Annotated in this window: 14 protein-coding genes; 7 read left to right on the forward strand and 7 right to left on the reverse strand. The window is 74.3% G+C overall.

What is annotated here, in order from left to right; all coding sequences use genetic code 11:
* Positions 1-17: 17 nt before the first annotated feature.
* The 6 genes from ACZ6CV_RS18425 to ACZ6CV_RS18450 all read right to left on the reverse strand — a co-directional run bounded on the left by ACZ6CV_RS18425 (position 18) and on the right by ACZ6CV_RS18450 (position 8,560).
* Positions 18-1,190: an acyl-CoA dehydrogenase family protein gene (locus tag ACZ6CV_RS18425; protein WP_469251810.1), complete on the reverse strand. Its 1,173-nt coding sequence runs from the start codon at positions 1,188-1,190 to the stop codon at positions 18-20.
* Positions 1,187-3,061, reverse strand: coding sequence for an acetyl/propionyl/methylcrotonyl-CoA carboxylase subunit alpha (locus tag ACZ6CV_RS18430; protein WP_469251811.1), 1,875 nt, complete (start codon positions 3,059-3,061; stop codon positions 1,187-1,189). The genes ACZ6CV_RS18425 and ACZ6CV_RS18430 overlap by 4 nt, the downstream gene beginning before the upstream one ends.
* Before the next feature lie 11 nt (positions 3,062-3,072).
* Positions 3,073-4,677, reverse strand: coding sequence for an acyl-CoA carboxylase subunit beta (locus ACZ6CV_RS18435; protein WP_469251812.1), 1,605 nt, complete (start codon positions 4,675-4,677; stop codon positions 3,073-3,075).
* On the reverse strand, positions 4,674-6,419 hold the full coding sequence (locus ACZ6CV_RS18440) for an acyclic terpene utilization AtuA family protein (RefSeq protein WP_469251813.1): 1,746 nt from the start codon (positions 6,417-6,419) through the stop codon (positions 4,674-4,676). Before ACZ6CV_RS18440 ends, ACZ6CV_RS18435 begins: the two co-directional genes overlap by 4 nt.
* A 140-nt stretch (positions 6,420-6,559) precedes the next feature.
* Positions 6,560-7,369 carry a TIGR03084 family metal-binding protein gene (locus ACZ6CV_RS18445; RefSeq protein WP_469251814.1) on the reverse strand — a complete coding sequence of 270 codons (810 nt, stop codon included), beginning with the start codon at positions 7,367-7,369 and terminating at the stop codon, positions 6,560-6,562.
* A gap of 135 nt (positions 7,370-7,504) precedes the next feature.
* Positions 7,505-8,560 carry an EamA family transporter gene (locus ACZ6CV_RS18450; RefSeq protein WP_469251815.1) on the reverse strand — a complete coding sequence of 352 codons (1,056 nt, stop codon included), beginning with the start codon at positions 8,558-8,560 and terminating at the stop codon, positions 7,505-7,507.
* Positions 8,561-8,796: 236 nt separating this feature from the next.
* Here ACZ6CV_RS18450 and ACZ6CV_RS18455 point away from each other — a divergent pair, with 236 nt between their 5' ends.
* Positions 8,797-9,675, forward strand: a complete 879-nt coding sequence (locus ACZ6CV_RS18455) for a LysR family transcriptional regulator (protein ID WP_469251816.1) — start codon at positions 8,797-8,799, stop codon at positions 9,673-9,675.
* A gap of 418 nt (positions 9,676-10,093) precedes the next feature.
* Here ACZ6CV_RS18455 and ACZ6CV_RS18460 read toward each other — a convergent pair whose 3' ends face one another.
* Positions 10,094-12,928 (reverse strand): FAD-binding and (Fe-S)-binding domain-containing protein, encoded by a 2,835-nt coding sequence (locus ACZ6CV_RS18460; RefSeq protein WP_469251817.1) that lies wholly within the window; start codon positions 12,926-12,928, stop codon positions 10,094-10,096.
* 168 nt (positions 12,929-13,096) lie between these two features.
* Between ACZ6CV_RS18460 and ACZ6CV_RS18465 the strand changes: the two genes are divergently transcribed.
* The 6 genes from ACZ6CV_RS18465 to ACZ6CV_RS18490 are packed head-to-tail and all read left to right on the forward strand — an operon-like array spanning position 13,097 to position 18,625.
* Positions 13,097-14,683 carry a sensor histidine kinase gene (locus ACZ6CV_RS18465; RefSeq protein ID WP_469251818.1) on the forward strand — a complete coding sequence of 529 codons (1,587 nt, stop codon included), beginning with the start codon at positions 13,097-13,099 and terminating at the stop codon, positions 14,681-14,683.
* Entirely contained in the window at positions 14,680-15,141 is a 462-nt protein-coding gene (locus tag ACZ6CV_RS18470) for a roadblock/LC7 domain-containing protein (RefSeq protein ID WP_469251819.1), read from the forward strand. Before ACZ6CV_RS18465 ends, ACZ6CV_RS18470 begins: the two co-directional genes overlap by 4 nt.
* On the forward strand, positions 15,138-15,494 hold the full coding sequence (locus ACZ6CV_RS18475; protein WP_469251820.1) for a DUF742 domain-containing protein: 357 nt from the start codon (positions 15,138-15,140) through the stop codon (positions 15,492-15,494). Before ACZ6CV_RS18470 ends, ACZ6CV_RS18475 begins: the two co-directional genes overlap by 4 nt.
* A complete protein-coding gene (locus ACZ6CV_RS18480) occupies positions 15,475-16,122 on the forward strand; it encodes a GTP-binding protein (RefSeq protein WP_469251821.1) in 648 nt (215 codons plus the stop codon). Before ACZ6CV_RS18475 ends, ACZ6CV_RS18480 begins: the two co-directional genes overlap by 20 nt.
* On the forward strand, positions 16,119-17,390 hold the full coding sequence (locus ACZ6CV_RS18485; protein WP_362372442.1) for a cytochrome P450: 1,272 nt from the start codon (positions 16,119-16,121) through the stop codon (positions 17,388-17,390). The genes ACZ6CV_RS18480 and ACZ6CV_RS18485 overlap by 4 nt, the downstream gene beginning before the upstream one ends.
* Positions 17,387-18,625: a cytochrome P450 family protein gene (locus ACZ6CV_RS18490; protein WP_469251822.1), complete on the forward strand. Its 1,239-nt coding sequence runs from the start codon at positions 17,387-17,389 to the stop codon at positions 18,623-18,625. Before ACZ6CV_RS18485 ends, ACZ6CV_RS18490 begins: the two co-directional genes overlap by 4 nt.
* Positions 18,626-18,633 lie beyond the last annotated feature (8 nt).

Raw genomic sequence — 18,633 nt, forward strand, 5'->3', positions numbered from 1 at the left:
GAAGGTCGCTCCTCGGGCTAGTAGGACTTGGGCAGGCCCAGCGTCTGGTGGGAGACGTAGTTGAGGATCATCTCCCGGCTGACGGGGGCGATCCGGGCCACGCGGGACGCGACGATCAGCGAGGCGAGGCCGAACTCCTTGGTGAGGCCGTTGCCGCCGAGGGTGTGCACGGACTGGTCGACGGCCTTCACGCACGCGTCGGCGGCGGCGAGCTTGGCCATGTTGGCGGCCTCCCCGGCGCCGATGTCGTCGCCCTCGTCGTAGAGGCGGGCGGCCTTCTGCATCATCAGGCGGGCCAGTTCGATCTCGACGTGTGACTGGGCCAGCGGGTGTGCGATGGCCTGGTGGGCGCCGATCGGGGCCTTCCACACGCTGCGTTCCTTGGCGTACTCGACGGCGCGGGACAGCGCGTACCGGCCCATGCCGAGCGCGAACGCGGCCGTCATGATGCGTTCGGGGTTGAGGCCGGCGAAGAGCTGGAGGAGGCCCGCGTCCTGGTCGCCGACCAACGCGTCGGCGGGCAGCCGTACGTCGTCGAGGACGAGCTCGAACTGCTTCTCGGCCGCCTGGAGTTCCATGTCGATCTGCCGCCGCTCGAAGCCCGGGGCGTCGCGCGGGACGATGAACAGGCACGGCTTGAGGTTGCCGGTGCGCGCGTCGGACGTGCGGCCGACGACGAGCGTCGCGTCGGCGATGTCGACGCCGGAGATGAAGACCTTGCGGCCGCTCAGCAGCCAGCCGCCGGAGTCGGAGTCCGGGTCGCGGCGGGCGGTGGTGGTGATGCGGTGGGAGTTGGAGCCCGCGTCGGGTTCGGTGATCCCGAAGGCCATGGTGCGCGAGCCGTCGGCGAGACCGGGCAGCCAGGCCCGCTTCTGCTCCTCGGTGCCGAAGCGGGCGATGACCGTGCCGCAGATCGCGGGCGAGACGACCATCATGAGCAGGGGGCAGCCGGCCGCGCCCAACTCTTCGAGCACGATGGAGAGTTCGGCCATCCCGCCGCCCCCTCCCCCGTACTCCTCGGGCAGGTTCACGCCCAGGTAGCCGAGCTTGGCGGCGTCCGCCCACAGCTCGTCGGGGTGGCCGCCGTCGGCGGCGACGCGGGCGAGGTAGTCGCGGCCGTACCGGCGGCCGAGGGCGGCGACGGCGGCGCGCAGGGCCTGGTGCTCTTCGGTTTCGAGGACGGTGCTCATGACGGCTCTCCCTCTTGTACGACTGCGAGCAGGGCGCCGACCTCGACCTGGCGGCCGGGTACGGCGTGCAGGGCGGTGAGCGTGCCGGAGGCGGGAGCACAGATGCGGTGCTCCATCTTCATGGCCTCCAGCCAGACGAGGGGCTGCCCGGCCGTGACCGGCGCCCCCTCGGTGACGCCCTCGGCGACGCGCACGACGGTGCCGGGCATCGGGGCGAGCAGCGAGCCGGGCGCGCGGTGGGCGGCGGGTTCGGGCAGCAGGGGCAGCGGGGTGAGGGCGGTGTCGCCCCGGGGGGTGGTGACGTGCACGCGGCCGCCGTACCGCGCGACCGTGTACGTGTGGCGCACGCCCTCGGCTTCGAGCACGACGCGCCCTGCGGTCACGCTCACGACGCTCACGCCGTCGGCGGCCGGGCCCTGCCGGGTATGGTCGTAACGGACCTCGTGCTCGGTGCCGTCGGGCTCGGTGCGGTAGCGCTTGAGGTGGGGCTGGGAGCGCAGGTTGCGCCAGCCGCCGAGGCCGAAGCGGGAGCGGCCGTGCGCGTCGGCGAGCGCGGCGGCCAGCGGGGCGTGTGGGTCGGGGGCGGGCGCGGTGAGGGTTGCGGCGTGCCGGTCGTAGAAGCCGGTGTCCATCCGGGCGGCGGTGAACTCGGGGTGGCGCAGGGAGCGTACGAGCAGGTCGCGGTTGGTGACCGGGCCGTGCACGGCGGCTCGCTCCAGGGCCCCGGCCAGTTTCCGCACGGCCTCGGCGCGGGTGGGGGCGTGGGCGATGGCTTTGGCGAGCATCGCGTCGTAGTGCACGCCGATGGTGTCGCCCGCGGTGTAGCCGGTGTCCAGACGGACGTCGCCGGGCACGTCGAGGCGGTGCAGGGTGCCGGTCTGCGGCGCCCAGCCGGCCGCCGGGTCCTCGGCGTAGAGGCGGGCCTCGACGGCGTGGCCGTGCGCGGCCGGCGGGTCCTCCGCCAGGGCGTGGCCCTCGGCGATCCGGATCTGCAGGGCCACGAGGTCGATGCCGAACACGGCCTCGGTGACGGGGTGTTCGACCTGGAGGCGGGTGTTCATCTCCAGGAAGTGCGCCCGCCCGTCGGCCACCAGGAACTCGACGGTGCCGGCGCCCCGGTAGTCGGTGACGCGGGCGGCGCGCACGGCCTGCGCGTGCAGGTCGGCGACGAGTTCCGGGGCGAGCCCGGGTGCCGGGGCCTCCTCGACGACCTTCTGGTGGCGGCGCTGCAGTGAGCAGTCGCGGGTGCCGAGCGGCCACACGGTGCCGTGCGCGTCCGCCATGATCTGCACCTCGACGTGCCGCCCCGCCGCCAGGTACGGCTCGACGAACACCTCCCCGTCGCCGAAGGCGCTCGCCGCCTCGGCCCGCGCGGCCGCCAACTCGCCGTCCAGCGAAGCCAGTTCTCGTACGACGCGCATGCCGCGCCCGCCGCCCCCGGCCGCCGCCTTCACCAGGACGGGCAGGTCGGCCTCGGTGACCTCGCCGAGCGGTGCGACGCCCATCAGCTCCTTGGCGCGGGTCTTGGACGCCATCGCCTCGATCGCCTCGGGGGGCGGCCCGATCCAGACCAGGCCCGCGTCCAGGACGGCGCGCGCGAAGCCGGCGTTCTCGGAGAGGAAGCCGTAGCCGGGGTGGATCGCGTCCGCGCCCGCGGCGAGCGCGGCCTTCACGACGAGGTCGCCGCGCAGATACGTGTCGGAGGGCGCCGCACCCGGCAGCCGTACCGCCGTGTCGGCCTCGCGTACGTGCAGGGCGTCCGTGTCGGCGTCGGAGTGCACGGCGACGGTGGCGATGCCGAGCTCGCGGCAGGTGCGGAAGACGCGGCAGGCGATCTCGCCGCGGTTGGCCACAAGGATGGAGCTGATCATGAAGGGTTTCCTCACATCCGGAAGACGCCGAAGCCGCCGCGCGCGCCCTCGTAGGGGGCGGTGTGGATCGCGGAGAGGCAGAGGCCGAGGACGGTGCGGGTGTCGCGCGGGTCGATGACCCCGTCGTCGTAGAGCCGCCCGGACAGGAACATCGGCAGCGACTCGGACTCGATCTGCTGCTCGACCATGGCGCGCAGCCCGGCGTCCGCCTCGTCGTCGTAGGGCTGCCCCTTCGCCGCGGCGGAGGCACGGGCGACGATCGACAGGACGCCCGCGAGCTGCTGCGGGCCCATGACCGCGGACTTGGCGCTGGGCCAGGCGAAGAGGAAGCGGGGGTCGTAGGCGCGCCCGCACATGCCGTAGTGCCCGGCGCCGTACGAGGCGCCCATCAGGACGCTGAGGTGCGGCACCCGCGAGTTGGAGACGGCGTTGATCATCATCGCGCCGTGTTTGATGATGCCGCCCTGCTCGTACTCCTTGCCGACCATGTAGCCGGTGGTGTTGTGCAGGAAGAGCAGCGGGATGTCGCGCTGATTGGCCAGCTGGATGAACTGGGCGGCCTTCTGGGACTCCGCACTGAACAGCACGCCCTGCGCGTTGGCGAGGATGCCGACCGGGTAGCCGTGCAGGGTGGCCCACCCGGTGACGAGCGAACTCCCGTACAGCGGCTTGAACTCGTCGAAGTCGGAGCCGTCGACGACGCGGGCGATGACCTCGCGCGGGTCGAAGGGCTTCTTCAGGTCGTCGGGGACGACGCCGAGGAGCTCGTCCTCGTCGTACCGGGGCGGCTCGACGGCGGCCGGGTCCGGATCGGCGTACGCCTTGCGCCAGTTGAGCCGCTTCACGACCCGCCTGGCCTGCCTGAGCGCGTCGCGCTCGTCCTCGGCGAGGTGGTCGGCGAGACCCGAGGTGCGGGCGTGCATCTCGGCGCCGCCGAGCGACTCGTCGTCGCTCTCCTCGCCGGTCGCCATCTTCACCAGGGGCGGGCCGCCGAGGAAGACCTTCGCGCGCTCCTTGACCATGATGACGTGGTCGCTCATGCCGGGGACGTAGGCGCCGCCCGCCGTGGAGTTGCCGAAGACGACGGCGATGGTGGGGATCCCGGCCGCGGAGGACTGCGTGAGGTGCTTGAAGAGGGCGCCGCCCGGGATGAAGATCTCCTTCTGGGACGGGAGGTCCGCGCCGCCCGACTCCACCAGATGGATCGACGGCAGCCGGTTGGCGTGCCCGATCTCGTGGGCGCGGAAGGCCTTCTTCAGCGTCCAGGGGTTGGACGCGCCGCCCCTGACCGTCGGGTCGTTGGCGGTGATCAGGCACTCGACGCCCTCGACGACGCCGATGCCGGTGACCATGGAGGCGCCGACGGGGTAGTCGCTGCCCCAGGCGGCGAGCGGCGACAGTTCGAGGAAGGGCGTGTCCGGGTCGAGGAGCAGTTCGATCCGCTCCCGGGCGAGCAACTTGCCGCGTTCGCGGTGCCGTTGGACGTACTTCTCGCCGCCCCCTTCGAGCGCCTTGGCCTGCTCGGTGTCGAGCGCGGCGAGCCGGTCCAGCATGGCCCTGCGGTGCTCGGCGTACTCGGCGCTCGCGGGGTCGAGCGCGGAGGCGAGGACGGTCACAGCAGTACCTCCGGTATGTCCAGGTGGCGGGCGCGCAGCCACTCGCCGAGGCCCTTGGCCTGCGGGTCGAAGCGGGCCTGGGCGGCGACGCCCTCGCCGAGCAGTCCCTCGACGACGAAGTTCAGGGCGCGCAGGTTCGGCAGGTCATGGCGTACGACGGTCAAGTCCGCGGTTTCCGGAAGGAGTTGGCGGAAGCGGTCGACGGTCAGTTCGTGGGCGAGCCAGCGCCACGCGTCGTCCGTGCGCGCCCACACGCCGACGTTGGCGTCGCCGCCCTTGTCGCCGCTGCGGGCCCCGGCGACCAGGCCGAGGGGGGCGCGGCGGGTGGGTCCCGGCGGGAGCGGTGCGGGCAGCGGGGGTGCCGGGAGGTCCTCCGGTACGCGGGTGTCGTCGCCCGGCGGGACGGCGACGCGCTTGCCGCCGGGCAGGACGGCGACGTGGTCGACGCGGGCGCGCTCGACGTACGCCGCCTCGAAGACCCCGTACGGGGAGCCCTTCCCGGGCGGCGCCGTCACGTGGAAGCCGGGGTAGCCGGCGAGGGCCAGCTCGATGGCGGCGCCGCTGAGGGTGCGGCCCACGGTGTCCGCGTCGGCGTCCCGTACGACGAGGCGCAGCAGGGCGCTGGCGCCCTCCTCGGTGGGCGCGTCGGGGCGGTCGGTGCGGGCCAGCTCCCAGCGCACGTCGGCGGGGCGGGCCGGGGCGCGGTCGAGGGCGTCCTCCAGCTGGGCGCGGACGAGGCCGGCCTTGGCGTCGATGTCGAGGCCGGTGAGGACGAAGACGACCTCGTTGCGGAAGCCGCCGAGCCGGTTGAGGCCCGCCTTGAGCGTGGGGGGCGGCGCCTCGCCGCGCACGCCGTCGACGCGGACGCGGTCGGGTCCGTCCTGGGTGAGCGCGACCGTGTCGAGGCGGGCGGTGACGTCCGGGCCGAGGTACCGGGCGCCTTGGGTCTCGTAGAGGAGCTGCGCGGTGACGGTGCCGACGTCGACGAAGCCGCCGGTGCCGTCGTGCTTGGTGATGACGGACGAGCCGTCCTCGTGGATCTCGGCGAGCGGGAAGCCGGGGTGGCGCAGGGCGTCCAGACCCTTCTCGTGCTCGGCGAAGAAGGCGTAGTTGCCGCCGGTGGCCTGCGCGCCGCACTCCAGGACATGCCCGGCGACGACGGCGCCCGCGAGCTTGTCGTACTCCGTCGGGCCCCACCCGAAGTGCGCGGCGGCGGGCCCGGTGACCAGGGCGGCGTCGGTGACGCGGCCGGTGACGACGACGTCGGCCCCGGCCTCCAGGCAGGCGGCGATGCCGGCGCCGCCGAGGTAGGCGTTGGCGGTGAGGGCGCCGGGGAAGCGGGCCCCGAGGTCGTCGCCCTCGACGTGCGCGACCCGCACCTCGCCGAGCCCGAGCCGGCGGGCCAACTCCCGTACGGCGTCGGCGAGTCCGGCCGGGTTGAGCCCGCCCGCGTTGGCGACGATGCGCACGCCCCGCTCCCGGGCGAGCCCGAGGCACTCCTCCAGTTGGCGCAGGAAGGTCTTGGCGTAGCCGCGGGCGGGGTCCTTGAGCCGGTCGCGGCCGAGGATGAGCAGGGTCAGCTCGGCGAGATAGTCACCGGTGAGGACGTCGAGCGGGCCACCGGTGAGCATCTCGCGCATGGCGCCGAACCGGTCACCGTAGAAGCCGGATGCGTTGCCGATGCGCAGGGGCGGGGCGGGGCGCGGGGGTGGGGTCGGGGTCGGGGCCGGGCTGGGGTTCACACTCGGGGTCGGGCTCGGGCTCGCACCCGGGCTCGGGGTCGCACCCGGGGGCGGGGTCGCACCCGGGGGCGGGGTCGCACTCGGGGTCGGGGTCGGGTTCACACCCGGGGTCGGGGTCGGGGTGGCACTCGCGGGCGGGGTCACCGGGCGTCCCCCTCAGGGGTACGGGCAGGGGCGCGCCCCGCGCCCGCCGGCCCCGCGAACGCCTGCGCGATGTCCAGCCACCGGTCCGCGTCCGGCCCCTCCGCCCGCAGGGCGAGGTCGGCGCGGTGGGCGCGCTGCGTCACGAGCAGGCAGAAGTCGAGTCCGGGCCCGGTCACCCGCTGGGCGGCGCCCTCGGGCCCGTACGCCCACACCTCCCCCGACTCCGGCGCGGTCAGCTCGACCCGGAACTCCTCGCCGGGCGCGCTCAGCCCCCGTACCGCGAAGGAGAAGTCGCGGGTGCGCACCCCGATCCGCGCCACGTGCCGGAGCCGGTCGGTCGCGGGCCGCCGCACGCCGAGCGCGTCGGCCACGTCCTGGCCGTGCGCCCAGGTCTCCATGAGCCGCGCGCTCGCCATGGACGGCACGGCCATCGGCGGCCCGTACCAGGGAAGGCGGGTGCCGGCGGGCGCCGCACGCAGGATCCGCGACAGTTCCTCGCGCCCCGCGCGCCAGCGCGCGAGCAGCTCGGCGGGCGGCAGCGCGGCGCCCTCCTCGGCGCCCTCGTCCACGAACGAGCCGGGGGCGGCCGCCGCCTTCTCGACCTCCACGGCGAAGGCGTCCGGGTCGGTGGCGGCGAGCACGGCCGCCCGGTCCGTCCAGGCCAGATGCGCGATCTGGTGGGCGACGGTCCAGCCGGGCGCGGGGGTCGCGAGGGACCAGCGCTCCCGGCTCAACTCCGCTACCAGGCGGTCGAGTTCCTCGCTCTCGCCGCGCAGGTCGTCGAGCACGGACAGGGCATCGGGCACGGAACGCTCCCCTCGGGGCAGGGCGATATGCCTGGGAGCATGGCAGCGCGCGAAGAAACAATCAAGCGTGCTTGCATTACTTTTCGGACGGCTCGGGGGAGGGGTTCGGGCCCCCTCGGGGAGGGGCTCGGACCGCTACGGAAGGCGCTCGGACGGCTCCGGGAGGGGTTCCGTGCGGGCCTCCGCGTGTGCGCCGACGTCCACCGCCGCAGGCCCTGCGGCCACCGATCCCGCCACCTCCGCCCCGCGCCGCCCCACCTGCGTCCGCACCGCACCCATGCTCGCCGCGATGACCAGGGCGATGGCGAGGGCCTCCGTGACGGACAGGGCCTGGCTCAGGACGAGGAACCCGGCGACGGACGCGATGGCCGGTTCCAGGCTCATCAGGATGGCGAAGGTGTGCGCGGGCAGCCGCCGCAGCGCGAGGAGTTCGAGGGTGTACGGCAGCACGGACGACATCACCGCGACGGCCGCGCCCAGCGCCAGCGCGTCCGGCCGGACCAGCCGCGAGCCGGTCTCGACGATCCCGAGCGGCAGGAACAGCACCGCCGCGACCGCCATCGCCAGGGCCAGACCGTCGGCCTGCGGGAAGCGGCGTCCGGTGCGGGCGCTGAAGAGGATGTACGTCGCCCACATCGCGCCCGCGCCGAGGGCGTAGGCGATGCCGGCCGGATCCAGACCGTCGAGGCCGCCCCCGCCGCCGAGCAGGAAGACGCCGCCGAGGGCGAGTCCGGCCCAGATCAGGTTCACCGCGCGGCGCGAGGCGAGGACGGAGAGCGCGAGCGGGCCGAGGACTTCGAGCGTGACCGCAGGGCCCATGGGGATACGGGCGACGGCCTGGTAGAAGAGGCCGTTCATGCCGGCCATGGCGACGCCGAACGCGACGACCGTGCCCCAGTCGGCGCGCGAGTGGCCGCGGACCTTGGGGCGGCACACGACGAGCAGCACGAGCGCGGCGAAGACGAGGCGCAGCGTGACGATGCCGATCGCGCCGACCCTCGGCATCACGCTCACGGCGACGGCGCCGCCGAACTGGACGGAGATCCCGCCCGCGAGGACGAGCCCGACGGGTCCGAGGTGACCCAGCCGGCCGCGCAGCCCGCTCTCGGCCGCCGCCGCCACAGGGGCTGCCGCGGGTGCTTCCGCGGATGCCGCGACGGGTGCTGCCTGGTCGCTGCGGGAGACGTTCACGGGCGAGCCTTTCCTGGTGTGCGTGTGCGGGTCCGCACTTCCCGGGTTCCCGGGAGGAGCCGGAGGAGCCGGGGTCAAGGGTTCAGTTTCCTGGACTGCACCGTCCATGACAGTGCACTAAGACAGGATTGTGGGGCCCGTTCACTGCTGTACGCAACCCACGTCCACATATCGAAGCTACGGCGCCCGGCACGGCTTGTGAAATGCCGATTGCGCTGTCGTTATGCTCCGCGGACATGACTGATCCACCCGTCGAACTGCGCCACCTGCGGTGCTTCCTCGCCGTCGCCGAGGAGGGCAGCGTCACCCGGGCCGCCGCGCGGCTGCGCATCACCCAGCCCGCCGCGTCCCGCACCCTCGCCGCCCTGGAGGACGCGCTGGGCACGCGGCTCGTGGACCGCTCCACGCACCACCTCACGCTCACCGCTGCGGGGCACGCCTTCCGGGACCGGGCGGCGGTCGCCGTCGCCGCGTTCGAGGACGCGCTGGACGCGGGGCGCTCGGTGCGGCGGCCGCTGCGGCTCGGGCACGCGTGGGCGGCGGCGGGGCCCGCCACCACTCCGCTGCTGCGGCGCTGGCGCGCGGCGCACCCCGACGTACCGCTGGAGCTCCTGCGCATCGACGACCGCACCGCCGGGCTGGCCCGCGGCGCGGTCGACGTGGCGCTGCTGCGTGGTCCGGTGGACGTGCCGGGGCTGGTCACCGAGCTGCTGCACGTCGAGCACCGGGTGGCGGCGGTCCCGGCCGACGGTCCGCTCGCGGAACGTACGACCTTGGTCCTCGCGGACCTGGCGCCGCACACCATCGCGCTCAACGCGGTCTCCGGCACGACCACGCTGGAGCTGTGGCCCGTGGACGCGCGGCCCACGTCCACGATCACCGTCGCCAATACCGACGACTGGCTGGCCGCGATCGCCGCGGACCGTGCGGTGGGTGTCACGACGACGGCGACCCCCGGCATGCACCCGCACCCTGCGGTCGCCTATCGGCCTCTCCTTGACGCGCCACCCCTGCCGGTGGTTCTGGCCTGGCGTGATGTCTCCGCGCGCCATCCGGCGGCGGGGGCGCTGGTGGCGCTGGCCCACGAGGTCATGTCGGAGACGGGCGGCATGTGACGGACCGCCCCCCGTCCGGCTCGGGAACCCGGGGGGATTGCGCAGTTCCCCGCGCCCCTGGGGGTGGGCCATCTGGACGTTCCCCGCGTCGCTCACCGGAACCGGGGCGTTCGCGCAGTTCCCCGCGCCCCTGGAGTGGGCCACCCGGACCTTCCCCTCGTCGCTCACCGGAACCGGGGCGATTGCGCAGTTCCCCGCGCCCCTGGGGTGGGACACCTGGATCTTCCCCGCGTCGGCCTCCGGAACCGGGGTGTTTGCGCAGTTCCCCGCGCCCCTGAGTCAGACACCTGGACGCTCCCCCGCGTCGCTCACCGGAGCCGGGGTGATTGCGCGGTTCCCCGCGCCCCTGGGTGGGACGCCTGGACCCTCCCCGCGTTCCCGCGGGCCTGACGCACCCGTGGCTCAGCCGGCCACGTCCCTACCGTTCCAGCGCCTCCGCCAGTACCTCTGCCAGGTGGCGGCCCCGTACTCCGGCCAGTTGGTGGAGTTGGGTGCGGCAGGAGAAGCCGTCGGCCAGGATTACCGTGTCCTCGGCGGACGCCGACCTCACCGACGGCAGCAGTTGTTCCTCCGCGCACGCCTTCGATACCTCGTAGTGGCCGGTTTCGAAGCCGAAGTTGCCCGCCAAGCCGCAGCAGCCTCCCGCTAACTCCCCTGTCAAGCCCGCCTTTTCGCGCAGTCGGCGCTCCGCCGCGTCGCCCAGTACCGCGTGCTGGTGGCAGTGGGTCTGGCCGGTCGCGGGGCGGTCGATGTGCGGTGGCTGCCAGTCGGGGGCCAGTTCCTCCAGGGCCTCGGCGAAGGTGCGGACGGAGGCCGCGAGGCGGGCCGCCCGCGGGTCGTCGCCGAGAAGTTCCGCCAGGTCCGAACGCAGGGTCGCGGCGCAGCTCGGCTCCAGGACGACGACCGGCGTACCGGCGTCCAGGAGCGGTTCCATGCGGTCCAGGGTGGCGCCGAGGACCGTACGGGCTCGGTCGAGTTGGCCCGTCGAGATGTACGTCAGGCCGCAGCACACCCGGCCCTGCGGCACCGTCACCGTGAGTCCGGCGGCCTCCAGGACCGCCACCGCGGCCCTGCCCACCGACGGCGAGAGGTGGTCCGTGAAGGTGTCGGGCCAGAGCACGACATCGGGCGGGCCCCCGGCGCCCGGGCCCCCCGCGCGCGCCCTTCCGCGCCACCACCGGCGGAACGTGCGCGGCGCCACCTCCGGGACCGCACGCTCCGGGGCGATCCCCCCGATCCGCTTGCCGAGGGCGGCCAACGGGCCCACCCGGGCCAGGGCGTTCACGAGGCGGGCCGTGCGCGTCGCCGCCACCGCCCGCAGCCAGCGCGGCAGCCACCCCATGGCGTAGTGCGCGGCAGGCCTGCGGCGGCCCCGGTAGTGGTGGTGCAGGAACTCCGCCTTGTACGTGGCCATGTCGACGCCCACCGGGCAGTCCGAGCGGCAGCCCTTGCAGGAGAGGCAGAGGTCGAGCGCGTCCTTGACCTCCGTGGAGCGCCAGCCGTCCGTGACCACCTCGCCGGCGAGCATCTCGTGCAGCAGCCGGGCCCGCCCCCGCGTGGAGTGCGCCTCCTCGCCGGTGACGCGGAAGGACGGGCACATCACGGCCGTGGGTGAAGTGGGCGTGGCGGTACGGCACTTGGCAACGCCCACACATCTGCGGACCGCCGCCGAGAAGTCGCCGCCGTCGTGCGGATAGCCGAAGGCGACGTCGACCGGCTCGCGGGGCAGCGGGGCGAAGCGCAGGTTCGCGTCGAGCGGGGCGGGCCGCACCAGTATGCCCGGGTTGAGCAGGCCCGCCGGGTCCCAAAGGTCCTTCACGCGCTCGAAGAGGCCGACGAGTTCGGGCCCGTACATCTTCGGCAGGAGTTCCGCGCGGGCCTGCCCGTCGCCGTGCTCGCCGGAGAGGGAGCCGCCGTGCGCGACGACGACGTCGGCGAGCTCCTCGGAGAAGCGGCGGAAGCGGGCGATGCCGTCGCCGGTGAGCAGGTCGAAGTCGATGCGGACGTGGATGCAGCCGTCCCCGAAGTGCCCGTACGGGGTGCCCCGCAGACCGTGGTCGGCGAGCAGCGCCCTGAAGTCCCTGAGGTAGCCGCCCAGTCGGGCCGGCGGCACCGCGCAGTCCTCCCAGCCGGGCCAGGCCTCCGAGCCGTCCGGCATCCGGGTCGCCGTACCGCTGGCGTCCTCGCGCACCCGCCACAGCGCCCGCTGCCCCGCCGGGTCGTCCACGACCAGTGCGTCCACCGTCTCCCCGGCGGCGGCCCGCACCAGGGTTTCGGCGTGCGCGCGGGCCTCGGCCTGGCTCGCGCCGCCGGTCTCGGCGAACAGCCAGGCGCCGCCCCTGGGCAGCCCGTTCGCGCCCTTGACCAGGTCGGCCGCCATGCCCTCGACGGTGAGCGGCCCGTACGGGAGCAGTCCGGCCGCGGCCTCGGCCGCCGCGCTCTCGTCGGCGTACCCGAGCACGGCGAGCGCGCGGGCGCGGGGAGCCTCGACGAGTCGTACGACGGCTTCGGTGAGGACGCCGAGGGTGCCCTCGGAGCCGCAGAAGGCGCGGGCGAGGTCGGGGCCGCGTTCGGGGAGCAGCGCGTCGAGCGCGTATCCGGAGATGCGGCGCGGGAGTTGGGGGAAGCCGGTGCGCAGCAGCGCCAGGTCGGCGTCGACCAGCGCCCGCAGGCCGTCGGGGGCGCCGTCCCAGCCTCGGGCGAGGCGGCGGGGCGTGCCGCGGCCGTCCGTCACGGTGAGGGAGTGGACGTTGTCGGCGGTCGTGCCCCAGGCCACCGAGTGCGAGCCGCAGGAGTTGTTGCCGATCATGCCGCCGAGGGTGCAGCGGCTGTGGGTGGAGGGGTCGGGGCCGAAGGTGAGGCCGTGCGGGGCGGCGGCCGCGCGCAGGTCGTCCAGGACGACGCCCGGCTGGACGACGGCCGTGCGCGCCTCGGGGTCGAGGGACGCGATGCGGTTCAGGTGCCGGGTGCAGTCGAGGACGACGCCGGTGCCGGTGGCCTGCCCGGCGATCGATGTGCCGGCGCCGCGCGGCACGAGCGGCACGTCGTGCTCCCGGCAGACCGCGAGGGCCGCCGCCACGTCATCCGCGTCGCGCGGGGCGACCACCGCGGCGGGGATCCGGCGGTAGTTGGAGGCGTCCATGGTGTGCAGGGCCCGCGCGGTGACGGAGAGGTCCACCTCGCCGCGCACGGTGGCGCGCAGCTGCCGCGCGAGTCGTTCCCGGTCTTCGTGGGCGCCGTCGACATCGCTCATGCGGTCCAGGATGCCCCCGCACCGGCCCCTCGTGGCCACCCCGCCGCACCCGTTATCCACCGTTCCGGACGGGAAGATTCCCACCTCGGTCGACAACTCTCCTATAGTGATCCTTACTTGAGCAGAACTTGAGCAGAGTGTGTCGCTTCCGATCGAGGACCCCGATTGATGACCGCGCAAACCCCCCTAGCGCGCCCCGGGACGGAGCACCCTCCGCTGCGTCCCACCGCCTTCGTCCTGCTGGCCTGCGCCGTGGCCTGCGCCGCGCTCACCGGGGCCGCCGTGGCCCTCGCGCCCGCCTCCGTACGCGCCCCGCTGGCCTGGGGCTCGGGCGCCGCCGCGCTCGCGCTGACCGCCGCCATGACGCTCGCCTTCCACACCGTGCGCGCCAACACCCTGCTGCGCCGCCGCGTCGAGACGGTACGTCAGGACGCCGGCCGGCTCGTGCAGGAGCAGGCCGCGCGGACCGACGAGTTCACCCGCGAGCGGACCGCGCTCACCGAGTACTTCGCCCGTGAGCGCACCGAACTCACCGTGCGCGCCCGCCGCGCCGAGTCCGAGCGCGCCGCCGCCCTCGCCGCCTGCGCCAACGCCGCGGGCCGCATGCAGGCGCTGGCCACCGGCATGCTCGCCGACCTGCGCGAGATGGAGGGCAGGCACGCCGACGAGGACGTCCTCACCGACCTCCTCCACCTCGACCACCGCACCGCGCAGGCGGGCCGCATCGCCGACTCCGTGGCCGTGCTCACCGGCGCCCGCTCGGGCCGCCGCTGGGCCCGACCCATCGTCATGGAGTCGATCCTGCGCGGCGCGATGGGCCGCATCGGCGGCTACCAGCGGGTGCGCGTCCACTCGGCCAGCGAGGTCGCGGTCGCCGGCCACGCCGCCGAGGGCGTCATGCACGCCCTGGCCGAACTCCTCGACAACGCCACGAACTTCTCGCCGCCCACCTCGGAAGTGCACGTCTACATCGAGGAGGTCGCGGCCGGCGTCATCATCTCCGTCGAGGACAGCGGCCTCGTGATGGGCCCCGTGCAGCAGCGCCGCGCCGAGCACGCCGTGTCCGGCGAGACGCAGGGCCTCGGCGGCCTGTCCGGGACCCGGCTCGGCCTCGCGGTCGTCGGCAGGCTGGCCCGCAAGCACGGCCTGACGGTCTCGTTCCGCCCCTCGGCCCGCGGCGGCACGGGCGTACTCCTGCTCATACCCCAGGAACTCCTCTCCCGCCCCTCGGAGACGACCCCGGCCCCGGTCCCGGCAGCACCGACGGCCGCGCCGGCCCTCCCGGCACCCGCGAGCGCGCCGGAGGGGACGCGGGGGGATGTGCGCACGGAGCACCGAGCCGACGCCGACGTCCGGGAACTCCCGACGCGGCGCAGGGATGACCAGCACGGACATCCCCCCGCGGCCCCGCACCCCCAGACGGCCCCCGGGCGCCCGGCCTCAGCCACCCCCGAAGCCCCCGGCGCCCCCGGCGCCCCCGGCACCCCCGAAACCCCCGGCGCCACCGACGCCCCCCTCCCCAAGCGCCCCCGCGGCCGCACCCTCGCCGCCGCCGAGCGGGCCCGCGCCGACAGCGACACCGGTGAGACCCCGATCCGGTCCCACGCCGCGGCCGCCGCGAGCACCGCGGCCCGCTTCAGCAGCTTCCGCCAGGCAGTCCGCACCACGCCCACGGACACCGGCGCGGACGCCTCGGCCCCGTCCGAGGACGTAGACGCAACTCCCCCGCACCCGGAAGGCGACACCCCCCGATGACCACCGGCACCACCCCCGGCAGCTCCACCCCCGGCACCACCACCGACGAAAAGCTCACCTGGCTCCTCGTCGGGCTCCTGGAGCGCACCCCCGGCGCCCGGCACGCCCTCGTGCTCTCCCGGGACGGCCTCAAGCTGTGCCGCACCCCGGAGCTCTCCGTCGACCAGGCCGACCAGCTCGCCGCGATAGCCGCCGGCATCCAGTCCCTGTCGCACGGCGCGTCCGCCGAGTTCGGCGACGGCAGCGGCGGGGTCCGCTCCGCGATGGCCGAGTTCTACGGCGGCATCCTCTTCATCGTCGAGGCCGGCGAGGGCGCGCACCTCGCGGTCATCGCCGCCGAGGACGCCGACGCGGGCCTCGTCGGGCACACCATGAGCGAACTCGTCGAGCAGCTCGGCGAGTACCTGCGCGCCGCGCCCCGCGCCGACGACGGCCCCCGCACCCTGCCCGCCTCATGAGCCGCCCCGGCCGGGACGACACCCCCGACCGGCTGTACACCCTCACCCAGGGACGCAGCCGGTCGGCGCCCGACACCCCCTTCGACCTGGTGACCCTCGTCGTCGCCGAGTCCGGTCCCGTCCCCGGCATGCAGTCCGAGCACGCCGCCATCCTGCGGATGTGCCGGCTGCCCACCGCCGTCGTGGAGGTCGCCGCCGAACTCGGCCTGCCGGTGAGCATCACCCGCATCCTGCTGTCCGACCTGCTCGACGCGGGCCGGATCAGCGCCCGCCACCCGCGCGCCGCCGGCGACCACAGCCTTCCCGACCCCGACATCCTGGAGCAGGTGCTCGTTGGACTCCGCAATCTCTGAACGCAGCGCCGCCGGGGCCTCCCGAACGGAACTGACCGCCACGGCCGACAACGGCCTGAAGATCGTCGTGGTCGGGGGCTTCGGCGTCGGCAAGACGACGCTCGTACGCTCCGTCAGCGAGATCCGTCCCCTCAATACCGAGGAGACGATGACGCAGGCCGGGCGGGGCATCGACGAGACCGGCGGCCTCGACGGGCTGCGCGCCAAGACGTCCACGACCGTGGCCTTCGACTTCGGCCGCATCACCCTCGACGCGCACAACGTCCTCTACCTCTTCGGCGCCCCCGGCCAGGAGCGCTTCTGGTTCCTGTGGGACCGCCTCTTCTCCGGCACGCTCGGCGCGGTCGTCCTCGTCGACACCCGCCGCCTGGAGGACTCCTGGTACGCGATCGACCGCCTGGAGCACCACGGCACGCCGTTCATCGTGGCCCGCAACACGTTCGACGGCGGCCCCGCGCACACCCCCGAGCAGCTGCGCGAGGCGCTCGACCTCGACCCCGGGGTGCCGCTCGTCGACTGCGACGCCCGCTCCCGCGCGTCCAGCAGGGACGTGCTGATCACGCTCGTGGAACACCTCACGTCGCGGTACGCGGCGCAGCGCAACGCCTCCCAGGAGACCCCCCAGTGACCTGCCCCGTAACCGGTGCCGGAGCCGCCGCGCCCGGCCCCGTCCCGCTCTCCGGCCCGCGGTTCGCCACCGACCCGACCCGGCTGTACCGGGAGATGCGCCGCGACCACGGCCCCGTCGCCCCCGTACTCCTGGACGGCGGCATACCGGCCTGGCTGGTGCTCGGCTACCGCGAGCTGCACCAGGTCACCGGCGACCCGGCGCTCTACAGCCGCGACTCCGAGCTGTGGAACCAGTGGCCGAACATCCCCGCCGACTGGCCGCTGCTACCGATGATCGGCCACAAGCAGCCGTCCATCCTCTACACCGTCGGCGAGCGGCACACCCGGCGCGCCGCGATGATCGCGCACGCCCTCGAAGGCGTCGACCCCTTCGAACTCAAGGCGCACGCCGAGCAGTTCGCGGACGAGCTCATCGACCGGTTCTGCGGCAAGGGCGCCACGGAGATCGTCGCCGAGTACGCGATGCTGCTCCCGGTCCGCGTCCTCGCCCGTATCTACGGCTTCTCCGACGAGCAGGGCCCCGGCCTGGTCACCGCGATGAACGACATGATCGACGGCCGCGAACGGGCGCTCGCGGGCGCGCAGCACCTGGCCGAGTCGATGGCGCGGCTCATCGCCGACAAGCACACCGCGCCGGGTGAGGACGTCGCCTCGTACATGCTGGAGAGCCGGACGGCCGACGGCGAGGACCGCTTCACCGACGAGGAGATCGCCCAGGACCTGATGGTGATGATGGCCGCGGGCCACCAGCCGACCGCCGACTGGATCGGCAACTCGCTGCGCCTGATGCTGACCGACGACCGCTTCGCCGCGTCGCTCTTCGGCGGCCGGCACAGCGTCGCCGAGGCCATGAACGAGGTCCTGTGGGAGGACACCCCGACGCAGAACGTCGCCGGCCGCTGGGCATCCCGCGACACCCAGCTGGGCGGCCGCCGCGTCAACGCCGGCGACCTGCTCCTGCTCGGCCTCGCCGCCGCCAACTCCGACCCGCAGGTCCGCACCGACGGCTCGGCGCTGACCGGCGGCAACAGCGCCCACTTCTCCTTCGGGCACGGCGAGCACCGCTGCCCCTTCCCCGCCCAGGAGGTCGCCGAGGTCATCGCGCGGACCGGCATCGAGGTCCTCCTCGACCGCCTGCCCGACCTCGACCTCGCGGTCCCGGCAGACGCCCTGACCCGGCGCCCCTCCCCCTGGCTGCGCGGCCTGACCGATCTGCCGGTGAGCTTCACCCCGACCCCGACCTCAGCGTTTGGAGACCTCAGATGACGCGCATCGCCCTGGATCCGTTCGTCACCGACCTCGACGCGGAGAGCGCCCGGCTGCGCGCGGCGGGGCCCCTGGCCGAGGCGGAGCTGCCCGGCGGCGTGCCGGTGTGGGCGGTCACGCACCACGCCGAGGCCCGCCAACTCCTCACCGACAAGCGGCTGGTGAAGGACATCGAGGTCTGGGGCGCCTGGCGGCGCGGCGAGATCCCCGCCGACTGGCCGCTGATCGGCCTCGCCAACCCGGGCCGTTCCATGCTGACGGTGGACGGCGAGGAGCACCGCAGGATGCGCACGCTGGTCGCGCAGGCGCTGACGCCGCGCCGGGTGGAGCGGATGCGGGAGCGCGTCGCGGAACTGACGGCGACCCTCCTGGACCGGCTCCCCGAGGGCCCCGGCCCCATCGACCTGAAGGCGGAGTTCGCCTACCCCCTGCCCATGTACGTCATCAGCGACCTGATGGGCATGGACGAGGCGGACCACCCGCGCCTCAAGATCCTCTTCGACAAGTTCTTCTCGACGCAGACGCCCCCCGAGGAGGTCGTGGCGACGCTCGGCGAGCTCGCCGAGATGATGGGCAAGGTCGTCGCGGCGCGCCGCGCGGAGCCGGGCGACGACCTGACGAGCGCGCTGATCCTGGCCTCGGAGGACGGCGACCACCTCACGGACGCGGAGATCCTCTCCACGCTCCAGCTGATGGTCGCGGCGGGCCACGAGACGACGATCTCCCTCATCGTCAACGCGGTCGTGAACCTCTCCACCCACCCCGACCAGCTCGCCCTGGTCCGCTCCGGCGAGGTGGGTTGGGACGCGGTGATCGAGGAGACCCTGCGCTACGCGACCCCCACGTCGCACGTCCTGATCCGCTTCGCCGCGGAGGACGTCCCCGTAGGGGACAAGGTGATCCCGAAGGGTGACGCGCTGATCGTCTCGTACGGCGCGATAGGCCGCGACGAGCGGGCCCACGGCCCCACGGCGAACACGTTCGACATCACCCGCACGTCACCGACCCGCCACATCTCCTTCGGCCACGGCCCGCACGTGTGCCCCGGAGCGGCACTCTCCCGCCTGGAGGCAGGCGTGGCCCTCCCCTCCCTGTACGCCCGCTTCCCCAACCTGACCTTGGCGGTCCCCCACGAGGCCCTCCGCAACAAGCCGGTGGTGACGCAGAACGACTTGTACGAGTTGCCGGTGCTCTTGGCCGGTGAGGCGCAAGAAATCAGCCCCTCCGGCGCTTGAGGAGCGGG

The organism is Streptomyces sp. NPDC041713 (assembly GCF_055591085.1).

Coding starts and splice junctions, on each gene's coding strand:
- ACZ6CV_RS18460 (WP_469251817.1), bottom strand. CDS start 12,928: ATGAGCGATGTCGACGGCGCCCACGAAGACCGGGAACGACTCGCGCGG.
- ACZ6CV_RS18465 (WP_469251818.1), top strand. CDS start 13,097: ATGACCGCGCAAACCCCCCTAGCGCGCCCCGGGACGGAGCACCCTCCG.
- ACZ6CV_RS18430 (WP_469251811.1), bottom strand. CDS start 3,061: ATGATCAGCTCCATCCTTGTGGCCAACCGCGGCGAGATCGCCTGCCGC.
- ACZ6CV_RS18455 (WP_469251816.1), top strand. CDS start 8,797: ATGACTGATCCACCCGTCGAACTGCGCCACCTGCGGTGCTTCCTCGCC.
- ACZ6CV_RS18425 (WP_469251810.1), bottom strand. CDS start 1,190: ATGAGCACCGTCCTCGAAACCGAAGAGCACCAGGCCCTGCGCGCCGCC.
- ACZ6CV_RS18490 (WP_469251822.1), top strand. CDS start 17,387: ATGACGCGCATCGCCCTGGATCCGTTCGTCACCGACCTCGACGCGGAG.
- ACZ6CV_RS18475 (WP_469251820.1), top strand. CDS start 15,138: ATGAGCCGCCCCGGCCGGGACGACACCCCCGACCGGCTGTACACCCTC.
- ACZ6CV_RS18470 (WP_469251819.1), top strand. CDS start 14,680: ATGACCACCGGCACCACCCCCGGCAGCTCCACCCCCGGCACCACCACC.